The organism is Psychromonas sp. KJ10-5, assembly GCF_055808325.1.
Genome location: NZ_CM147864.1, coordinates 1,520,264 through 1,539,584, shown reverse-complemented (window position 1 = coordinate 1,539,584; position 19,321 = coordinate 1,520,264). Strand labels below are relative to the sequence as shown.

At 38.0% G+C, this 19,321-nt stretch carries 17 protein-coding genes; 9 read left to right on the top strand and 8 right to left on the bottom strand.

What is annotated here, in order from left to right:
- Positions 1–259: 259 nt before the first annotated feature.
- Positions 260–1,807, bottom strand: a complete 1,548-nt coding sequence (locus AC0L3W_RS06885) for an alanine/glycine:cation symporter family protein (protein ID WP_409439323.1) — start codon at positions 1,805–1,807, stop codon at positions 260–262.
- A gap of 594 nt (positions 1,808–2,401) precedes the next feature.
- Here AC0L3W_RS06885 and AC0L3W_RS06880 point away from each other — a divergent pair.
- The gene (locus AC0L3W_RS06880; protein WP_409439324.1) at positions 2,402–2,812 is read left to right on the top strand and encodes a hypothetical protein; all 411 of its coding nucleotides are present in this window, start codon (positions 2,402–2,404) and stop codon (positions 2,810–2,812) included.
- Between the two features lie 63 nt (positions 2,813–2,875).
- Here the strand turns inward: AC0L3W_RS06880 and AC0L3W_RS06875 are convergent, their stop codons facing one another.
- The gene (locus AC0L3W_RS06875) at positions 2,876–3,415 is read right to left on the bottom strand and encodes a PEP-CTERM sorting domain-containing protein (RefSeq protein ID WP_290037732.1); all 540 of its coding nucleotides are present in this window, start codon (positions 3,413–3,415) and stop codon (positions 2,876–2,878) included.
- A 529-nt stretch (positions 3,416–3,944) separates the two neighbouring features.
- Between AC0L3W_RS06875 and AC0L3W_RS06870 the strand changes: the two genes are divergently transcribed.
- The 4 genes from AC0L3W_RS06870 to AC0L3W_RS06855 all read left to right on the top strand — a co-directional run bounded on the left by AC0L3W_RS06870 (position 3,945) and on the right by AC0L3W_RS06855 (position 7,575).
- Positions 3,945–4,757 carry a formate/nitrite transporter family protein gene (locus AC0L3W_RS06870; protein ID WP_290037733.1) on the top strand — a complete coding sequence of 271 codons (813 nt, stop codon included), beginning with the start codon at positions 3,945–3,947 and terminating at the stop codon, positions 4,755–4,757.
- Positions 4,758–4,796: 39 nt separating this feature from the next.
- Complete coding sequence (locus tag AC0L3W_RS06865; protein ID WP_409439325.1) at positions 4,797–6,506, top strand: bifunctional protein-serine/threonine kinase/phosphatase; 1,710 nt, start codon at positions 4,797–4,799, stop codon at positions 6,504–6,506.
- Between the two features lie 82 nt (positions 6,507–6,588).
- Complete coding sequence (locus tag AC0L3W_RS06860; protein WP_409439326.1) at positions 6,589–7,008, top strand: DUF4174 domain-containing protein; 420 nt, start codon at positions 6,589–6,591, stop codon at positions 7,006–7,008.
- A 57-nt stretch (positions 7,009–7,065) separates the two neighbouring features.
- Positions 7,066–7,575, top strand: coding sequence for a 3'-5' exonuclease family protein (locus tag AC0L3W_RS06855; protein ID WP_290037739.1), 510 nt, complete (start codon positions 7,066–7,068; stop codon positions 7,573–7,575).
- Between the two features lie 90 nt (positions 7,576–7,665).
- Here the strand turns inward: AC0L3W_RS06855 and AC0L3W_RS06850 are convergent, their stop codons facing one another.
- The 4 genes from AC0L3W_RS06850 to AC0L3W_RS06835 all read right to left on the bottom strand — a co-directional run bounded on the left by AC0L3W_RS06850 (position 7,666) and on the right by AC0L3W_RS06835 (position 11,562).
- On the bottom strand, positions 7,666–8,442 hold the full coding sequence (locus AC0L3W_RS06850) for a haloacid dehalogenase type II (RefSeq protein ID WP_290037740.1): 777 nt from the start codon (positions 8,440–8,442) through the stop codon (positions 7,666–7,668).
- Between the two features lie 328 nt (positions 8,443–8,770).
- Positions 8,771–9,349: an acyl-CoA thioesterase gene (locus AC0L3W_RS06845; RefSeq protein WP_409439327.1), complete on the bottom strand. Its 579-nt coding sequence runs from the start codon at positions 9,347–9,349 to the stop codon at positions 8,771–8,773.
- Positions 9,350–9,472: 123 nt separating this feature from the next.
- Positions 9,473–10,312 (bottom strand): hypothetical protein, encoded by an 840-nt coding sequence (locus AC0L3W_RS06840; RefSeq protein ID WP_409439328.1) that lies wholly within the window; start codon positions 10,310–10,312, stop codon positions 9,473–9,475.
- 104 nt (positions 10,313–10,416) lie between these two features.
- Positions 10,417–11,562, bottom strand: a complete 1,146-nt coding sequence (locus tag AC0L3W_RS06835) for an alcohol dehydrogenase family protein (protein WP_409439329.1) — start codon at positions 11,560–11,562, stop codon at positions 10,417–10,419.
- 766 nt (positions 11,563–12,328) lie between these two features.
- On the opposite strand from AC0L3W_RS06835, the gene AC0L3W_RS06830 reads away from it, so the two are divergent.
- The 3 genes from AC0L3W_RS06830 to AC0L3W_RS06820 are packed head-to-tail and all read left to right on the top strand — an operon-like array spanning position 12,329 to position 16,415.
- Entirely contained in the window at positions 12,329–13,630 is a 1,302-nt protein-coding gene (locus AC0L3W_RS06830) for a c-type cytochrome (protein WP_409439330.1), read from the top strand.
- 18 nt (positions 13,631–13,648) lie between these two features.
- Complete coding sequence (locus AC0L3W_RS06825) at positions 13,649–14,128, top strand: (2Fe-2S)-binding protein (protein ID WP_290037749.1); 480 nt, start codon at positions 13,649–13,651, stop codon at positions 14,126–14,128.
- On the top strand, positions 14,112–16,415 hold the full coding sequence (locus AC0L3W_RS06820) for a xanthine dehydrogenase family protein molybdopterin-binding subunit (protein ID WP_409440418.1): 2,304 nt from the start codon (positions 14,112–14,114) through the stop codon (positions 16,413–16,415). Before AC0L3W_RS06825 ends, AC0L3W_RS06820 begins: the two co-directional genes overlap by 17 nt.
- Positions 16,416–16,494: 79 nt before the next feature.
- Here AC0L3W_RS06820 and AC0L3W_RS06815 read toward each other — a convergent pair whose 3' ends face one another.
- Both AC0L3W_RS06815 and AC0L3W_RS06810 read right to left on the bottom strand, forming a co-directional pair.
- Entirely contained in the window at positions 16,495–17,187 is a 693-nt protein-coding gene (locus AC0L3W_RS06815; protein WP_473574835.1) for a nucleotidyltransferase family protein, read from the bottom strand.
- The gene (locus tag AC0L3W_RS06810) at positions 17,184–18,176 is read right to left on the bottom strand and encodes an XdhC family protein (protein WP_409439332.1); all 993 of its coding nucleotides are present in this window, start codon (positions 18,174–18,176) and stop codon (positions 17,184–17,186) included. Before AC0L3W_RS06810 ends, AC0L3W_RS06815 begins: the two co-directional genes overlap by 4 nt.
- 462 nt (positions 18,177–18,638) lie before the next feature.
- On the opposite strand from AC0L3W_RS06810, the gene AC0L3W_RS06805 reads away from it, so the two are divergent.
- Complete coding sequence (locus tag AC0L3W_RS06805) at positions 18,639–19,229, top strand: glutathione S-transferase family protein (RefSeq protein WP_409439333.1); 591 nt, start codon at positions 18,639–18,641, stop codon at positions 19,227–19,229.
- Positions 19,230–19,321 lie beyond the last annotated feature (92 nt).

Sequence of the window (19,321 nt, the reverse complement as noted above, 5' to 3'; positions counted from 1 at the left end):
TAATTTTCCAATAGGTGGTTAACGAAGTTAATCTTCGAAAGGATCAACTGCATGTTAAACTAATCCATTTTTTCTAGGCAAAATTTAAATTAATTATTCAATATAATTGGTGTTAACCCTGCTTATTTAGCTTTCTTTTTATAGTGATGATCAATACCAATTCACAGTGTTGGATTAAACATCATATACAAAAAAACTCACCGAAGTGAGTTTTTTATTAAGTGCGACGAGTAGGTCGCATATTTATTTTAAGCTTTGATTATTTTGTATCGTAGCTTTTTATCTCACCTGATTTAACGCGAGCGATAAATGAATGTAGTTCTTTTTTAACAACCGGCATTAAGAAGTATAGACCGATGATGTTAAAGATAGACATTGCAAAGATAGCTGCGTCAGAGAAGTCAATTACTGCACCAAACTGAATAGTTGCACCGATTACAACAAACACACAGAACATAATTTTGAATACTAATTCTGTCCCTTTGCCTTCACCGAATAAGTAAGTCCAAGCTTTTAATCCGTAGTACGACCATGAGATCATAGTAGAGAAAGCAAACATTACTACTGCTAGTGCTAATAGGTATTTAAATACACCTGCTGTTTCAGTAAACGAAGCGGCTGTTAGTGTTACACCCGTTAAGCCGCTACCATCAAATGGAGCAACGTTTAAGCCGGCGATAGTAATAACTAATGCAGTCATAGTACAGATAACTACTGTATCTACGAATGGTTCTAGTAATGATACTAAACCTTCAGTAACTGGTTCTTTTGTTTTTACTGCTGAGTGGGCAATGGCAGCAGAACCGACACCAGCTTCATTAGAGAAAGTTGCACGTTTCAAACCTTGAATTAATGCTCCAACAAAACCACCAACAACACCAGCACCTGTGAACGCACCTTCAAAAATAGCTGCGAATGCTGGACCAACTTGACCGATGTTCACACCAATAACGATTAGTGCCATACCAACGTATAATGCAGCCATCCATGGAACTATTTTTTCAGTTACAGAAGCAATCGAAGGCATGCCACCAACAATTACTGAGAATACTAATGCAGCTAATACCACACCTGTAATAATACCGTACTCACTTGGTACATCAAATGCGTAAGTTAACATTGCGTGTGCTTGGTTAGCTTGGAACATGTTACCGCCACCAAGTGAACCTAAAATACACATCAATGCAAAACCAATCGCTAATGCTTTACCTAAACCACCTAGACCTTTCTCGCCTAAACCTTGGCTCAAGTAATACATTGGGCCACCTGAAACGGCACCTGATGGTAAAATTGTTCTGTATTTAACACCTAGCGTACATTCACAGAATTTAGAAGCCATACCTAATAAGCCACATAGGATCATCCAGAATGTTGCCCCTGGGCCACCGATAGCAAGTGCTGCACCTACACCTGCGATGTTACCTAAACCAACCGTACCAGATAGAGCAGTGGTTAATGCTTGGAAGTGAGATACTTCACCTTCTTCTTTTGAATTAGGATCTGTGTATTTACCTTTTACGATATCAATCGCCATGCCTGCACGTCTAAACTGCACAAAACCAAAGTAAAGTGTGAAGATTAATGCTGCTACTAAAAGCCAGCCTACAATTAATGGGAAATTAGCTTCGCCTACTGGAACGCTTTTGAAGATCAAGCCAACAAACCAGCCTGTGTAATCATTGAAAAATCCGTCAACAGTTTCACTGAAGCTTGCAATGGTTTGACTAAATGAACCGGCCTCATCAGCAAAAGCTGTTGTGCTAAATGCTAATAAAAAGACAGATAAGAGATTGCGTGTTTTATTCATATTTACTTCCTTGTGGTTTTATTGTTTTAAAACAAATCCTTGTTCTTCTTAATAGTGTAAGTGCTTTTGTTCAGTTTCATTAACTAAAATTCAAGTTCTTTAATCGCCTAAATAGTTTTTTATGCTGTTATATTTAAAATATTAGAATAAAAAACTAAATCATTAAAACTGATAAGCGAAACTGACTTAATTTAACTTGCTATAAAGTAGATCATATTTAAGTGTTATAAGTTTACTCCTTTTTAATCATACGAGTTTTTATTGAATATTATGTGATGTAGATCACGCGGATGTACTAGAGGTTGTTGTTATTTATTCAAAATATTTTTATTAGTTAATTATCGTTTATTAATTAATCACTCGTAAACTTTCTAAGCAATCTATTCGTATTACCAAAGGATGTGCAAACATTTAAGACCTTAATATTTTTTATAAATGCAAATAATACGAGGTTATGAATCGTCATTTTTAACTTAATAACAAAGAGAGGGTTGAACTTTAGTATCGCTTCTATGCCATAAGAGATATAGAAACTTTTTACTCAAACAAAAGATAGTTTAATAATAGTAAGTAGCCAATTTCAAAGGGAGTATTATGAAAGTTAATATACAAAAGAGTATTGCATTGCCATTGATAGTAGGTTTGAGTATTCAACTTTCTGGTTGTGGCACAATCCTCAAACCAGAAAGGAAAGGGCAAAGTGCTGGTCAACTCGATGCTAGTATCGTTGCATTAAATGCCATTGGCTTATTATTTTTTCTGGTTCCGGGGGTGATTGCTTTTGCTGTTGACTTCAATAATGGCACTATTTATCTACCGGGTGGTTCAGCTTCTAAAGGGCTAGATAATAATAACCTAGTTAAAATTGAAGGCGAAGTAACTAACGAGAAGATTCAACAAGCTATTTTTGAGCATACTGGAAAACAAGTTGATTTAAATGATGATGGTATTCAAACCATTGCTAATACTGGTGGCGATATTAATGGCCAATTAGCCTCGATGTAACGGCGCAAATAATCCACCAATCGCACCTATTAATTGCTGCGGTTGGTGGATTCATAGAAATTGTTAACCTTGCTCTCTTTTTCTCAGTTTAACTAATCCAAGTAAACCTAATCCCAATAAGCCGATTTGTAGTGGCTCTGGTACGGAAGTCGTTTCCGTAAAAGAGATGCTTCCAGATAGTTGGTTAATTGTACCGCAACAATTTACGTCTGAGCTTGCATCAAAAGAGAAATTCAGAAAGCCATCGCTGATTAGTGATGAGAAAATAGATTCAGAGATAGTAGCGACTCCTGTTGATGTTGATACTGATTGATTACCGGTATCATTAGTAAAATCAAATAGATCATTACCGCTATCACCATCTAGAATACGTCCTAAGCTAAACCCATCTAATAGTAAATCGGCATACTCATAGCTTGAATTAAAGTCCCCATTAACATTTAACGTAAAAATAGCATCACCTGTAATAGTGGTAGGTGTAATCACGTTATCGTAAGTAATAAGTGCACCACTATTACTTGCGCTAGTTGGCTCAAAGGTTATTAATGCGGCATTGCAGTTAACTGCAAACAATAATGCTGCTAAACCGATAATTTTTTTCATTTTAAAAGTCCTTTTTAAATTGAGAATAATGTTAAGCGCTATTATCAATAGCAGTTCAGGAAAAGCAAATAACATACCACATCTTAAGTTACTGTTATTTATGGCTTTATTGGTAATTATATTTTTAGTGTAAATTTTACCGACATTAAATTTTATCGTGTTTTATTAGTTTAAGGTTTATAAAAAACACCTCTCAAGGGTTATATCTAAAGGGGGAGAGACATTAAAATTGTTGTTAATCTAATCTATTGATTTAATTGGGTAATGTTATTTTGTGTAATTTTTTCCGACACCAGATGCTTAGCACATGACTAAATCTACATTTTATTTATGTTAAACCTTAGAAGTATTTCCGCTCTGTTTTGGTGCGATTTTCACTTGTATTGGTAATAAAACTCCTATTTCACATTAGAAATTCTTCTGTTATTTAATAAATTTATTATAAATCAATGACTTAATTTTTTGGCACTTTTTGTGCTTTGGTTAAGTGTAAGTTATTGTTTTTAAATTAATCTAAGGAAAGATAGCTATGTCGTATTTAGAGCCAAGTGAATTTGTTACCAAAATGGTTGATGCAGGTGAATCTAAAGTTTATATGTCAACAAAGGATACGTTAATTAGGGCTTTTATGGCGGGAGCTATTTTAGCCTTAGCTGCCGTCTTTGCGATTACTGTTGCCACAAAAACCGGTAGTGCGATTCTCGGGGCCTGCCTATTCCCAGTTGGATTTATCATGTTGTATCTTATGAAGTTCGATCTGCTCACCGGAGTATTTACCTTGGTACCTCTCTCGTTACTGGATAAACGCCCTGGTGTTACCTTTGCAGGGGTGATGCGTAACTGGGGGTTAGTATTTATTGGTAATTTCTTTGGTGCCATTACGGTTGCGTTTTTAATGTCATTTATTCTAACGCTAGGTTACGCCACGGACGGTGGTGCGATTGCAGCAAAAGTCGCGACTATTGGTGAGTCAAGAACCTTAGGCTACCAAGCACATGGAGCAGGTGGTTGGTTCACTATTTTTATTCGCGGCATGTTATGTAACTGGATGGTATCAATGGGAGTAGTGGGGGCGATGATCTCTACTTCAGCTGGTAGTAAAATGGCAGCTATGTGGATGCCGATCATGTTGTTCTTTTACATGGGCTTTGAGCACTCTATCGTGAATATGTTTCTATTTCCTTTTTCGATGATTATGGGGGGCGACTTTACAGTAACTGATTATCTGTTATGGAATGAGTTACCAACTGTGCTAGGTAATTTAGTAGGTGGTTTATGTTTAGTGGGTTTACCACTTTACTACACGCATGTTAAAACTTCTGCAGAACGTAAAATTCGTTAATTGTTAAGGACTTTGGGGCATTTAATACGTGGAGGTACAGTGAGTTTACCATTGAGTGTTTCTATTGGTAGTGCAACCGATAAAGGTATCAAATCGATTAATCAAGATTATATTGGTTACCGTGTACCCAAAGAGCCTTTATTAAGTACGAAAGGTATTGTACTCGCTATGGCTGATGGCATTAGCTCTAGCCAAGTGAGTCAAATAGCCAGTGAAACCGCAGTGTCTAATTTTTTGTCTGACTACTATTGCACTGCTGATACGTGGTCAGTAAAAAGCGCTGGGCAAACCGTACTTAAATCCATTAACTCTTGGTTACATGCACAAACTTTAGATAGCCCCAATCGTTTTGATAAAAACAAGGGCTATGTTTGTACTTTTACCGCGCTAGTGTTGAAGTCAAATACTGCGCATATATTTCATTCAGGCGATAGTCGTATCTATCGTCTAGTTGGCAGCAGGCTAGAACAATTAACAGAAGATCATCGATTACACGTATCAGATGATGTTAGTTATCTGACTCGTGCTTTAGGTATTGATAAAACTTTGCCTATTGATTATTCAAGTTTATCAATAGAAAAAGATGATTTATTTATGCTGGCAACAGATGGCGTGTTTGAGTTTATTGATGAACGCAGGATATCGACAATTGTAAATAATAAAGAAACTCTAGAGGAAGCAGCAGAAGATATTATTGTGGAGGCGATGGCTGCGGGAAGTGACGATAATTTAAGTATTCAACTTGTAAGAATTAATAGTACGTCCGATTATCAATTAGATGAAGTACATCAATTAACACAGTTACCTATGCCACCACATTTAGCACCAAGAATGCATTTTGATGGTTATGAAATTTTACGAGAACTCTATATAAGTAGTCGCAGCCATGTTTTTCTAGCAAAAGATCTTACTAGTCATGCATATGTAGTGATTAAAATACCTTCAATTGACATGCGTAGTGATGAACAATACCTTGAACATTTTATGTTAGAGCAGTGGGTTGCAAAGCGTATTAATAACCCACACGTTGCCAAAACGATTATACCAAATCGTAAACAAAACTTTGTGTATTTGGTGAGTGAATATATAGATGGGATTTCGCTCAACCAATGGATGATCGATAACCCTAATCCTAGTTTAGAACAAGTTCGTATTATTATTGAGCAAGTCGTGAAAGGGGTACAAGCATTCCATCGACAGGAGATGATCCATCAAGACTTACGCCCGCAAAATATTATGATTGATAGTGATAATACGGTAAAAATTATTGATTTTGGTTCTACTTATATTGCTGGTGTTAGTTATATGGAACATGAGCAAGTGCTGCGCGGTACCATGCGTTATTCCGCACCTGAGTATTTTTTAGGGGATTGGGGTTCTGCTGCGTCGGATATTTATTCTATTGCAGTGATTACCTACCAGATGCTATCTGGACAGTTTCCTTATAAAGCGGATATTGCACAAAGTAGAAGTTTATCGGCACAGCGAAAATTGCCTTATCGAAGCATTATTAATGCAGATTCAGAATTACCTTTGTGGGTTGATGACACTTTACAACGTGCGTTACAAATAGAGCCTAAAAATCGTTATAAAGTGCTTTCTGAATTTATGTACGATTTAAGGCATCCAAGTAAACAATTTTTAGCAAAAGCACGTGCTCCTTTAATAGAGCGGCAACCCGTTGTTTTTTGGCAAGGTATGAGTGTGCTGCTGTTGTGTATTATTGTTGGATTATTATTAACCAGATAATAAGTCTTAATGTTCTTCAAATACGCCCTTAAATGTTGAGTTTAGCCTATGAATATGAACCTAATTAAGAGAGAGTTTCCTGATGAAATATTTATTACTGTCACTTGTTATGGTGGCTACCATTAGCTGTGCTTCTTCAGCAAAAAAATTAAATAATATCAGTGATCTAAGGTGGAAATATCGCGTTATTTTATTGTTATCAAGTGAAGACGATACACGTAACCAACAGTTGTTTACTAAGTACAATGAAGCTGTTATCGATCGTCATATTGTATGGTTTATCGTTAAAGATAGACAAGTGATCAGCAATTATAGTGGCGGGATATCTGAGCAGTTTGTTGATAGTACAAAAGATAATTTCCCTCTGGATAAATACCCTGTTTTATTGATAGGTAAAGATGGTGGAATTAAAACACAGGCTGACACATTTGAATTGCAATTACTGTTTTCAAATATAGATTTAATGCCCATGAGACAACAAGAAATGAGTCGCAATAAGTGAGTATGAATGAATTATTGATCAAGCGTATCTTTATTATTTAACGTAACAGGAAACACTATGCAACCAACAGGAAATCCTAATATTATTGATATAGAAGCCTCTGGTTTTGGAGGTGAAAGTTACCCTATTGAGGTTGGATTAGTATTAAGTGATGGAACTAAATTTTGTACTTTAATCTCTCCTTCAAAAAACTGGGATTATTGGAATGAGGAAGCAGAGCAAGTCCATAAAATTTCAAGAGAAACATTAAAACGTTATGGAAAACCTGTTGCCGAAGTCGCGCATAAACTAAATGAAATATTGGCTGGAATGACCTTATATTCAGATGGTTGGGTAGTGGATAAACCTTGGTTGATTCGCTTATTTCATGCATCAGGTGTAGAAATGAAGTTTGATGTCAGTCCATTGGAGATGATTTTATCGGAACAGCAGATGAAAATCTGGCATGAAACCAAAGATAAAATTATTGTTCAAACTAAAATTCAACGCCACAGAGCAACTAATGATGCTTGGGTAATACAAGAAACTTATCGTCAAACTAATGCGTTAGTTAAAGAAACAAATTAAATGTGCTAGTTAATTTATCTAAGTGGTTTAGTCGCATCTAATCCGGTAAATACCGGATTAGATGCTTTTAGGCTATTCCATCAATTTGTATTATTTAGCATCAGCTTCTAATTGCTTGGCAATCTCAATTAAATCTTTGCCTGTTAGGTCTGGTTTATTAGCAAGTGGATACAATGCTTTTCCTGGACGGAGAATATAAGCTGTTTTCCAGCCTACTTTATCAGCGCCTGCAATATCCCAAGCATGTGCGGCAATTAACATCGCATCTTCAGGTGCAACTTCCATCTCTTTTTCAGCCCATTGATATACTTTTAAATCAGGTTTGAATGTTTGTAGATTTTGAACCGTTAATGAACCATCAAAATATTGTGCTAGGTTTGAATTTTTAAGCTGTGCTGCAATACCTGCATCTGATGAGTTGGTTAATGTGATCATCTTATAGCCTAGTGCACGAATTCTGGTTAAGCCCTCGACGACATCAGCATGAGGTGCTAAATCTCTAAAAGGGGTTAATACCGCTGTTTTTGCTTGCTCTGGTGTTAAATCAATATTTTGTTGTTTCGCTATCATCTCCAATGAGGCAATACCGATCTCAGCGAAGCTATGGTATTCACCCGTCTCATTACTTACTAGAGAATAGTGCAACATGGTTGTAAACCAGAATGGTACTAACTCATCTCGGCCGCCAAGGGCTTTAGAAACAGATTTTCCAACGTTATCTAAGTTTAATAGTGTTTCATTAACGTCAAAAAAAATAACTTTAGGTATCATTTTTTGGTGCGATTCGGTTGGTGAGGCATGTACTAATGGAGAAGTGAAAATGGTCGAAATGACCAAGCTGAATATAAAGGACTTAAGTTTTATCATTTAATAATTACCTATTAGGTTGAAAGTTTAAAAAAGCAGTGAGCTATTAAGTTGATTACTTTAAATACGCAACCTGCACTTTTTATTGTGTAGAGCGCTGATTTAAATATGTGTCTAAACAATAGAGAAATTCTCACTACCTTTTAAAGACCGAAATAGATTTTATAAATTTCATCAATAAGTGAATATTGGTAAAAATTTAAAGTAAATAGATAGTTTTTGAACAATATTCATGTTCTTTTCATGAATTAAGTTGAATGGCTAGTATTGGCTATTTAATGTGGCGAGTTCTGTAAATAGCCATTTGTGTTTAAATTTGAAATGGTAGTTAGATATTGTTTTTTTGTTGTTGTAATTCTCGCTGCTCGCGTGCTTCTTTTATCGCTTCTGAGCGTTTCTTTTTGCGAACTAATGCCGCAGCAAAGCGGGCTTTTTCTCTGTCGGTTTCGCAGATTATTTTAGGAATTTGACGAGGTTTACTATCAGGACCAAGAGAGACAAAGGTTAAATAAGCAGAAGCGGTATGACGAACTTCTCCGGTTAGCACTGCTTCTGCCTCAACACGTGCTCCAATTTCCATCGAAGTTGCCCCGACATAATTGACACTCGCTTTGATACGTAGAATGTCACCTACATAAACAGGCGAGTGGAAATCAAGACGATCTAAAGAAGCGGTTACGGCATTACCGCCCGTGTGTCGCATTCCTACCATACAAGCCGTGTTATCAACCAGTTTCATAATTGAACCACCATGTACATTACCAGCGATATTAGCATCGGCATCCATCATTTGTTGTACCACAGTGATACTACTGAAGGCGATTGACTTCGGTTCCATATTATCTTCGACGTAAGCGTCAGTGGGTCTTACTTGTTTTCTATCAATGGGTTTGATTGATTTCATCATATTCTCCAAGTGAGAGTGCACCATTCATTGAGTCGATCCTATTGCGAATGGTATTCGTTGATCGATAAAACATCCCTATTAGTATCAAGTGAGTTATAAATAAATTTAGTTTTCTGTAACAGCTTACAGATCCCCAATATATTCTGCCATCGGGATCAGGTAAATAGCCCAAATAATTAAAACAACATGCAATACATCGTTTTCAGAGAACCAAATGCGTTTTGCTTTCCAGAGTTTGTTTGTCCATCCTAGATAATCGTATATCCAAAATAGGATCATAGTTAACCAGATTAAAGCCCAAGAGCCAAGTAAGGCGAGATCAACTGTTGTGCCTAATGTAAAGTAGCGCCAGCCATTAAGTCCCATAAAAAAGAACATGATAGGTGCGCAAAATAGCACCATACGTTCAAAGGTGATCCAAGATTTTATGGGTTTAAAACCACCAATAAAGGTCAGTACAATATAAATAATACTGCAGGTAATAGCATAAATAATTGATGCAGCTAGTAGGTTTCCATCAGTACAAGAGTAACATACTGCAACCAGCATGATGTTCATACTTACCTGTTGGAACATCATGTAAATCACTTCCCACCAACTTGTCCAACGACAAACTGAACGATTTTGGCATTTCAATTGATAGCCAAAGGCCTGATAGCTAGTTCCGGCAATCAATGCACCAACACCCCAAAGAATCAAGGACCAGCCCCATAAGATACGAGACATATGGCCATCTTCTATGGCGAGATAATAGATGCCTACCGAAGTCGTTAACACGCCTAGAAGATAAACAAGGAATGAGGAGCTAGGTTGAGTGATCACTACCTGTTTGCCAAACATATTGATTGTGGAACAGGGTTGGATCTCAAACCAGGTTTGTTGATTGAGATTGGGGTTCTGATTTTTGATGGTGTCTAGACGTTTAAAAGCTTTGCAGATAGTCGCTTTAAAAGTTGAAAGCATGTATACCTCAGATTGCTACTTAGTGTAGTAATGAATGTTCTCCGGTAACCTGCTTTATCACGATTGATAAAGCAGGGCTGATGGGAAGTAAAAATATTGTTTAATTAAAAATGACTTTTTTGCTGCTCTGTCATTGCTGGTGGTAACAATACAAATTTACCCACATGATGTTTTTCGGTGAACTCACGTTGTGCTTGTTCAATCTCAGATAATGGGAAGCTTTTAGCTAGTAATGGCTTAATTTCACCACGTTCAATGTAACCAATAAGATTTGGAAATACAGGTTCATCCCATGCTGTACAGCCTATTAAGGTTAGATCTTTAAGGTACATAGTACGCATATCTAAGTTTACCATAGGACCCGCAATAGCACCTGAAGAGGCATAACGTCCTCCACGTTTTAAGACCTCAGTCATTTCTGGGAATGCATCGCCAGCTACGTTATCGATAACCACGTCTACTGATTTTTCACCTAAAATGTCTAAAACACTATCATTGCGCTCAATAACCGTGTCGGCGCCTAATGCTTTAACTTGGTCAATTTTACTTTTACCAGCAATCGCAGTGACTTTTGCTCCACGGCGCTTACACAGTTGTACTACGGCAGAACCCACACCACCAGATGCTCCGGCTACTAACACATGTGAATTTTGGTCTACACCTGCGCGATGAATCATGTTTTCTGCAGTGCCGTAAGCACAAGGGATAGTACCTAGTTCAGCATCACTCCAATCACAGTCAATTGGGAATACTTCTGAAGCGGCGATGTTAACAAATTGAGCAAATGCACCATCAAAGTCAGAAGCCATCCAGATGTTTTCTAATGAATCCCAACCGTTCGAACGAATACAAGAGCGGATTAAAATACGCTGGCCAATTAATGCAGAGTCGATACCTTCACCAACGGCAATCACACGACCACAACAGTCTGTACCTTGAATAAATGGGAAAGGTGTTGCGTCATTCCAGCCGCCATCAGCTGTTTCTGCTGCGTCGCTCATCTCATCTTCATTGCTGGTTAAGTTTTCTGTACCTTGTGTTACTTTTGAGGAGTACCAACCTAAACGAGTATTGATCTCTGTGTTATTAACACCAGCGGCAAGGACTTGTACCAGTACTTCTCCTGTGCTTGGTGTTGGAACAGGTACATCTCTGTAATCTAATTTTTCATAGCCACCATTACCGGTTGTTACCACTGCTTTCATGGTTAATGCTGCATCGGTTAGGTCGAATCGATCAAGTTTAGCCACTGTTATATATTCCTTATATTGTTACCGATTTGTTGAAGTTAACCATAATAAATAGCCAGTTAAATTATCTTCAAATTAATAGATATCGGTAGTATCAATTTCACCTAATAAAAAACCGAACGGGGTGGAGTCGTTCGGTTTGTAATAGATATTAGTCTGTTCGACTTAGTTATCTTGGATAAATAGGTGTTCTCTTTTATAAGCTTACACGCATTGCCAGTAAGTTAACAGGGAATGGATTATTTAACCTTAGTTGAGGGTAATTGCCCTCAGCTGATATCTAATACTTGACAGTTAACTCAATTATTAGGCAAGACTGCTAGTGATAGGGAGTTCAGGAAAATATGTGGCACATTAACGAGTTATTGAAATTAATGTAAATCAGCCCTTTGTAAATACAGGTTTGATTTACTTTTTTGTGCCGTATTAAGGTTAAATTCGTCACGAGGGGCAATTGTACAACTTATTCTGTCTAATAAGCAGGCGGCTAGCGTTTATATGATTCTCAGAGGTTGCTTTCACATTTTATTAACACTACCATTATACTACGTTTGTAATTTATTGTTTTTATGTGCCCATGTTTGTTTAAGTGTTCTATTTGAACACTTCCTTTTAACAACAAATATTTAAAACACTAATGGCTAATGGCCGGTATTTCTGGACAAAATACTGATGACATTACTGCTGTCTTACAAAGCCAAACAAGGAGAGTGCGCTTTAAAATCAACTCCTTATCACTATTAAATTCAAAAAAAGGCTGTGCATTATGTTGAAACGCATCGTAATAGGCGTTTGCGGAGCATCGTTGCTGGGTTTAGGTCTATTTAGTTTATATGCTTGGAACTCATCAATTGATCCCGTTACCCCGCCGTTGACCAAGGATTATTCCCCAGAAGTTATTGCTCAAGGTAAGATCTTAGCATCTGCTGGATATTGTAGTACCTGTCATACACCACCAGGTGGTCAAGAATATGCAGGTAACTATGAGATGCATACTGAGTTTGGCACCATCTATTCCAGTAATATTACCCCGGATGTTAAAACCGGCATTGGTAGTTGGTCTGAAGAAGCATTTATGCGCGCTATGCGTACAGGTGTGAGTCGTGATGGACATCATCTATTGCCCGCTTTCCCCTATGAACACTTCAACAAAATGAGCGATCAAGATATTAATGCAATTTATGCGTATATCATGACCTCAATACCAGCCGTTGAACAAGTTAAAAAAGACAATGGTATCCCATTTCCTTTAAATATCCGTGCATTACAAGCAGGATGGAAATTACTTTTTGCCGATACAGGGCAATTTGTTAAAGATAGCGCACAGTCTGAACAATGGAATCGTGGTGCTTATCTTGCTGAAGGCGTTGCCCACTGTGGTGCTTGCCATACTCCACGTAATGCATTAGGTGGTGAAAAGTATGATGAAATGTATCAAGGTGCTGCTATAGATGGTTGGATTGCACCGTCGTTAACTGAAACCAGTACGTCGCCGATCCCTTGGCGAGCACAAGATTTTTATGAATATTTAACAACTGGCAATTCGCCTTATCATGGCAGTGCCGCAGGGCCAATGGCTCCAGTGATGCATAAAGGTTTATCCGCTTTACCTGATAGTGATATTGAAGCTATTAGTGTGTATTTTGCTGCTAACAATGGAACAGATCAAAGTATCGACCCAAGTACTAGCGAGTCGTTAAAGTCAGCGATTGCAGCACAGCATAAACAAGCGGATCTTCGTATTGATGAAGGTGCTAGATTATATGCGACAACCTGTCAGGCTTGTCATTACAGTAGTGAAACTATTGTTAAAGGTCGCCCATTAATTACTTTGGGTTCATCTACTCACCTCGATAAACCAACTAATTTAGTTAATATCATGTTAGATGGTGTACGTAGTGACCAAGGAATCCATGGCGTTGTTATGCCTGGCTTCAGAAATGCATTAAGTGATCAAGATGTCGCATCGATAGCCGCTTATTTACGTCAAGCGGCAGGGGAAGAGAGTTGGCCTAAGTTGCTTGAGCAAGTCGGTGAGATTCGAAACCAACCTCGATTTGAGCATTAATTCACTGGAGAAGTAATCATGGCAAAATTTATATTAAACGGTGAATTAAAGAGCGCCGATGTTGAAAGCGATACGCCTCTATTGTGGGTTATACGTGATGAATTAGAGATGACCGGTACTAAGTTCGGTTGCGGTATTGGTACCTGCGGTGCTTGTACCGTACATGTGGGCGGACGTGCAACACGTTCTTGTATCACGCCAGTTTCATCTGTTGAAGGCGCTGAAATCACCACTATTGAAGGTTTAGCTGAGAAAGATGATCACCCATTACAGATCTCTTGGAAGAAAATTCAAGTGCCGCAATGTGGTTATTGTCAATCTGGACAAATCATGCAGGCAGCGGCCTTATTAAAAGATATTCCAAACCCGTCTGACAAGGATATTGATGCAGTGATGGGCGGTAATTTATGCCGTTGTATGACTTATATTCGTATTCGTGATGCGATCCATGAAGCAGCAAATAAAATTAAGGAGCATAATGATGAGCAGAATATCTAAAGGTAAATCTGGAGGTATTACTCGTCGTGGTTTTTTAATTGCGATGACCTCAGTGGGAATGAGCTTTGGTTTTCCACGTCATTTATTAGCTGCAATGAACCCTGCGTCTCCTGATGGTAAAGTTTTACCAAGTGAAGGGGATGTTTATGAACCGTCTTTATGGTACTCCATCGATACGGCAGGAAAAATCAAAGTAAACATTATTCGATCTGAAATGGGTCAACATGTTGGTACCGCCATCGCACGTATTTTAGCTGATGAGCTTGAAGCGTCATGGGATGATATTGAAATTATTCATGTAGACAGTGATCCCCGCTGGGGTTTTATGGTAACTGGCGGCAGCTGGTCTGTGTCACAAAGTTGGCCTGTGTATCGTAAAGCTGGTGCTGCCGGTCGTATCGCTTTGATTGAATCTGCAGCTAAAAAGTGGGGAATTCCTGCTGCACAGTGTCAAGCAATAGACGGTAAGATAGTGTCTAGCAAAGGTGAGATCAGTTATGGGAAGTTAGTGGAGTTAGGGTTAACCCGTCAATTCACCGAAGATGAATTAAAAACATTACCACTTAAACCGAACCAAGATCTTAAGCTGGTGGGGAAGCAAGTTCCTTCATTAGATATTGCCAATAAAACCAATGGTAAATCTATTTATGGCATCGATGCAAAAGTTGAAGGAATGGTTTATGCCAATCCAATTTTGCCACCAACGCGATATGGCTCAAAAGTAGTCAGTATTGATGATACCGCTGCACAGCAGGTTAAAGGCTACCAAAAAACCATTATTTTGGATGACCCGAGTGAAAGTGTAACTGGCTGGTTAATGGTGATTGCAAGCAGTTTTATAGCGGCACAAAAAGCATCAAAATTGGTTGAAGTAACTTGGGATGCTGGCGCAACCACCAAGGTTTCAGAAGCGGACATTATTAATCATGGTAAAACCCTGATTGATGACCAAAGCAAAGGCAGTATTTTAGATACTGGAAATGTTGATACAGAAAGTGCCTTTGCTAAAGCAAGTAGCAATATCTCTGAACAATATATTACTGATACTGTATTACACGCGCAAATGGAACCGCTGAACGCATTAGTATTTAAAAATCCTGATGGAATTTGGGAAGTGCATTCGGGGTGTCAGTGGCAATCATTAACTTTGCCTGTTTTAGCTAAAGCATTAGCTGAAGATGAAGCAAACATCGTACTGCGCAGTTATATGCTAGGTGGCGGCTTTGGTCGTCGATTAAATGGTGACTATACTGTACCTGCTGCGTTAGCCTCGAAAGCAATGGGTGGGGCTCCTGTTAAAATGATATTGACCCGTGCACAAGATATACAATTTGATAGTGCGCGTTCAGCATCGGTACAACAATTAAAAATGGCCTTTGATGAAAATAAATCTGTGATTGGTATGGAACACCACGCCGCAGCGGGATGGCCAACTCAAGCTTTAGCACCTGGTTTTATGCCTAAAGGGGTTAATGATGAGCCCTATGATCCGTTCTCGATTGCTGGTGCAGACCATTGGTATCAAGTTGGAGCTCAAAAAGTACGTGCGATTTCTAATGATCTAGCAATGGCTACCTTTAGACCGGGTTGGTTACGTTCAGTAGGGCCTGGTTGGACAGGTTGGGCAGTTGAAAGCTTTATGGATGAAGCTGCACATCATGCAGGTAAAGATCCATTGCAATTCCGGTTGGATATGTTGATCGCAGAAGGGCGTAACGCTGGCTCAACACCTGTTGCTGAAGGTGGTGCTGCACGACAAGCTGCTGTATTGAAGAAAGCTGGCGAAATGATTGGCTGGGGCAGTGAACAGCCGGAAAATAGCGGTATAGGTATTGCTTCTACCTTTGGTCAAGAGCGTGAAATGCCTACTTGGGTGGCTTGCGGTGTACAAGTTAAAGTAGACAAAGCAAATGGCTTGGTAGATGTAGAAAAGTTAGTGATTGCAATTGATGCAGGCATTATTGTTGATCCAAATGGGGCTGAAGCACAGTGCCAAGGGGCTGCTTTATGGGGACTTTCAATGGCTTTATACGAAGGGACAGAGCTACTTAATGGGCAATACAAAGATGATAACTTTGATACGTATACACCATTACGTTTAGCACAAGCCCCTGAGGTGAAGATTGAGTTTATGGTTAACCAATATCCACCTTCTGGTTTGGGCGAACCTGCGGTAACGCCTGTTGCTCCTGCGATTGCTAATGCAATTTATAATGCAGTGGGTGTACGATTACGTAAACTACCAATGAAGCCAAAAGACTTAAGAGCGGCATTGAGCCAAATCTAAAGTAAATGACTAATGTGCTGTTAACTATTGCTAATACAGTATTTAGCAGCACACTTTTTTATTCTATTTTCTACTTTTATTAATCTTCTTTAGTATGGCTGTCTTTTATCGTAATAGATAAAAACTGTTGTTGCCAAGCTGATAGATCTTCCTCTGTATCAATATCATGAATACCATTAGCTAAAGTTAATGTTTTCAATTGTTCGGTTTCTGCTAGTTTTTGTAACAGAGGCTTGGCTCCTTGGTCACCTTGCAATCGATTTAAATCATTGAAATGCCTTTGGTTAAAGATGGCCGGTGCAGCGAGTTGATTTTGATAATATGAGCAGACGTTAAGGTGGGTTTGCACCCAAAGGTCAATTAACTGTTGGTAATTATCAATACTAACTCCTATATGGTCGCCCAAGGTTAATAACATATCGCTGGCATCAATTTGGTAACTGGCTGTTATGGCTGCTTTTATTGATGTGGATAACCCTTCATGGCTGTTTTTATTAATCACAACCTGAGTGGAATTAGGTAATAAATCTTGTAATTTCTCTTGATGAGAGCCTAAGACAACAATGATTTGGCTTTCAATATTCAAAGACTGTAGATAATTAGATAGGGCCTTAAGTTTATTTAAGCCATGTAACAATAGTGGTTGAGTGACTTGTTCCCCATTATGGTCAATTGCGGTAATTGGCTGCATTAATTTGATACCCTTAAAGCGACGACTCTGGCCTGCCGCTAATAAGATTAGGCTAATTTTTTTAATGGTTAGATCTTTCATTTTGTTTTAGTTAACTTACCGTGTAAGACCGCATGAGACTCCGCTAGAATGCTTAAAGCAATAGACTCAGGTAGCTCTCCTCCGATATCAAATCCAGCTGGCGCAGAGAAAAAACTAGAAAAATCCGACAAACTAACTTGTGCCTTAGCGAATACTTGGTCTCTCCGATGGCGTGGACCGAGTAGAGCAATGTAAGCAGGGCTACTGGTGGCAACCAATTTTATTGCTAGTGCATCTAAACCTAGATTATGTTGCATAACAACAACCGCATCGACTTTATTAAGGTGAGATGGTTGTAATGATGAAATAGGATCTTTAATTATCTTTGCATCCACAAAATTAATGGGATGTGCATAACTACTGCGTTGGTCAAATACAGATACTTTCCAACCTAATTGTAAAGCCAATTTAGCTAAAGGTTGTGCATCTAAGCCACCGCCAAAGATAGCTAAATGAAAGCGCGGCCTAAAAGGGATATTAAGTATTTTTAATCCTGAATTGGGTACACTATTGACGGATGCTTTTAGATTGTTCTTTTTGATATCAATAGCTACGACTTGTACGTTAACTGCTGCTGAGGGGGTGCCCGTTTCAACTAGCGGGATGCGAAATTCACATTGGCTGCTTTCTAATTGTTGTCGAAGTGTTTCTAAGTGTAAGTATTTATTATTTGGCGTCACCGGTATTAATAATAAATCAACAATACCGCCACAACCTAATTGGTGGCTGGCATCAGTTTCATCACTGGCATCGTAAGTGACGTTAATGGCTTGATCTTGTTGAATTGAACGTTGTGCATGACGCAGTAAATCACCTTCTAAGCAACCTCCACTGACTAAACCAATACTCTTACCCAAACCATGAAATAACATCATGGCTCCAGTTTTTCGATAAGATGAACCTTGGATCTTAGTAATCACTGCAAGCACCCAATTATCATTAGGGAATAACTTCCACTGCGCTAATAAATCTTCAATATGGTGTGCCATTAAACTCCAATACACTGTTGTATATATGATGCTATTTTGCTGAATATCTATTCATTATGAACAGTTTATAATGTGTCTTCTTCTATTGATGACTCATAAATTGTAGTAAAAATAAGCATACAATTAAATATGCTTAGTAACTGGTAATGTTACGATAATTCGAGACTTTTATCATGTTTTTTAGTCTACTCTTTAAATCTGCAGTAATTAAAAACGCTTAAATATTGAAAAAACTTTATTGCGGGCTATCTTTATTCATACTAATTATTTGGTATTAAAGTCATATATAGATGATATATGTTCTATCTCTATTGCTTATTAATAATCATCACTACTTTTATGTATAATATTTAATTCGACTATTCATATAGTTAAACAAAACCTTGAACAGTCGCAATTGAAAATACAATAAAAAGGAACAAGATTATTTACACTTTATATTGGGATAAAGGCGGTGCCAATATGGCAAGCCATGCAATTTTTGAAGAATTAAATATTGATTATGAAATGGTTGAAATAGACCTGTCAAAAAAGATGCAAAAATCAGCAGAATACTTAGCAATCAACCCCAATGGTAAGGTACCTACGTTATTACATAATGGGCAAATCATTTATGAGTCAGCTGCCATTTTAATGTATATATTAGATCAATATCCCGAGTCGAGATTAGCGCCTGATTTAAATTCTCCAAAACGCGGTATTTATTATCAATATATGTCATGGATGACTAATACATTGCAAGAGGCGATTGATCGTTGGGCTCATCCTGAACAGTTTGTTAGTACTGAAAATGCGATTCAAGAGGTCGTTGAACAAGCTGCGTTAGATCTTTCTCATTGTTGGAGCATTATAGATAAGGAGTTATCAAGTAATGGTCCTTGGTTATTAGGTGATACCTTGAGCGGTGCAGATTTTCATCTGTTTATGATTGCATATTGGAGTCGATGTTACACGAGTAGAGCACAGGATTGGACACACATTAATGACCATTATCAAGCAATGTTAAAACGTGATGCAGTACAAACAATGATGCTACAAGAAGGTATAAATTAATCAATTATTTAGTCATTGATTGATTAAAAAAGGGCTAGCATTAAGGTAATACCATTAAGCTTATAATATATTTAATGGTATAGATTATTAAG

Excerpts from the sequence above, each read along its gene's own strand:
- AC0L3W_RS06885 (WP_409439323.1), bottom strand. The coding sequence starts at position 1,807 with ATGAATAAAACACGCAATCTCTTATCTGTCTTTTTATTAGCATTTAGC.
- AC0L3W_RS06880 (WP_409439324.1), top strand. The coding sequence starts at position 2,402 with ATGAAAGTTAATATACAAAAGAGTATTGCATTGCCATTGATAGTAGGT.
- AC0L3W_RS06875 (WP_290037732.1), bottom strand. The coding sequence starts at position 3,415 with ATGAAAAAAATTATCGGTTTAGCAGCATTATTGTTTGCAGTTAACTGC.
- AC0L3W_RS06870 (WP_290037733.1), top strand. The coding sequence starts at position 3,945 with ATGTCGTATTTAGAGCCAAGTGAATTTGTTACCAAAATGGTTGATGCA.
- AC0L3W_RS06860 (WP_409439326.1), top strand. The coding sequence starts at position 6,589 with ATGAAATATTTATTACTGTCACTTGTTATGGTGGCTACCATTAGCTGT.
- AC0L3W_RS06855 (WP_290037739.1), top strand. The coding sequence starts at position 7,066 with ATGCAACCAACAGGAAATCCTAATATTATTGATATAGAAGCCTCTGGT.
- AC0L3W_RS06850 (WP_290037740.1), bottom strand. The coding sequence starts at position 8,442 with ATGATAAAACTTAAGTCCTTTATATTCAGCTTGGTCATTTCGACCATT.
- AC0L3W_RS06845 (WP_409439327.1), bottom strand. The coding sequence starts at position 9,349 with ATGATGAAATCAATCAAACCCATTGATAGAAAACAAGTAAGACCCACT.
- AC0L3W_RS06840 (WP_409439328.1), bottom strand. The coding sequence starts at position 10,312 with ATGCTTTCAACTTTTAAAGCGACTATCTGCAAAGCTTTTAAACGTCTA.
- AC0L3W_RS06830 (WP_409439330.1), top strand. The coding sequence starts at position 12,329 with ATGTTGAAACGCATCGTAATAGGCGTTTGCGGAGCATCGTTGCTGGGT.
- AC0L3W_RS06825 (WP_290037749.1), top strand. The coding sequence starts at position 13,649 with ATGGCAAAATTTATATTAAACGGTGAATTAAAGAGCGCCGATGTTGAA.
- AC0L3W_RS06820 (WP_409440418.1), top strand. The coding sequence starts at position 14,112 with ATGAGCAGAATATCTAAAGGTAAATCTGGAGGTATTACTCGTCGTGGT.
- AC0L3W_RS06815 (WP_473574835.1), bottom strand. The coding sequence starts at position 17,187 with ATGAAAGATCTAACCATTAAAAAAATTAGCCTAATCTTATTAGCGGCA.
- AC0L3W_RS06810 (WP_409439332.1), bottom strand. The coding sequence starts at position 18,176 with ATGGCACACCATATTGAAGATTTATTAGCGCAGTGGAAGTTATTCCCT.
- AC0L3W_RS06805 (WP_409439333.1), top strand. The coding sequence starts at position 18,639 with ATGGCAAGCCATGCAATTTTTGAAGAATTAAATATTGATTATGAAATG.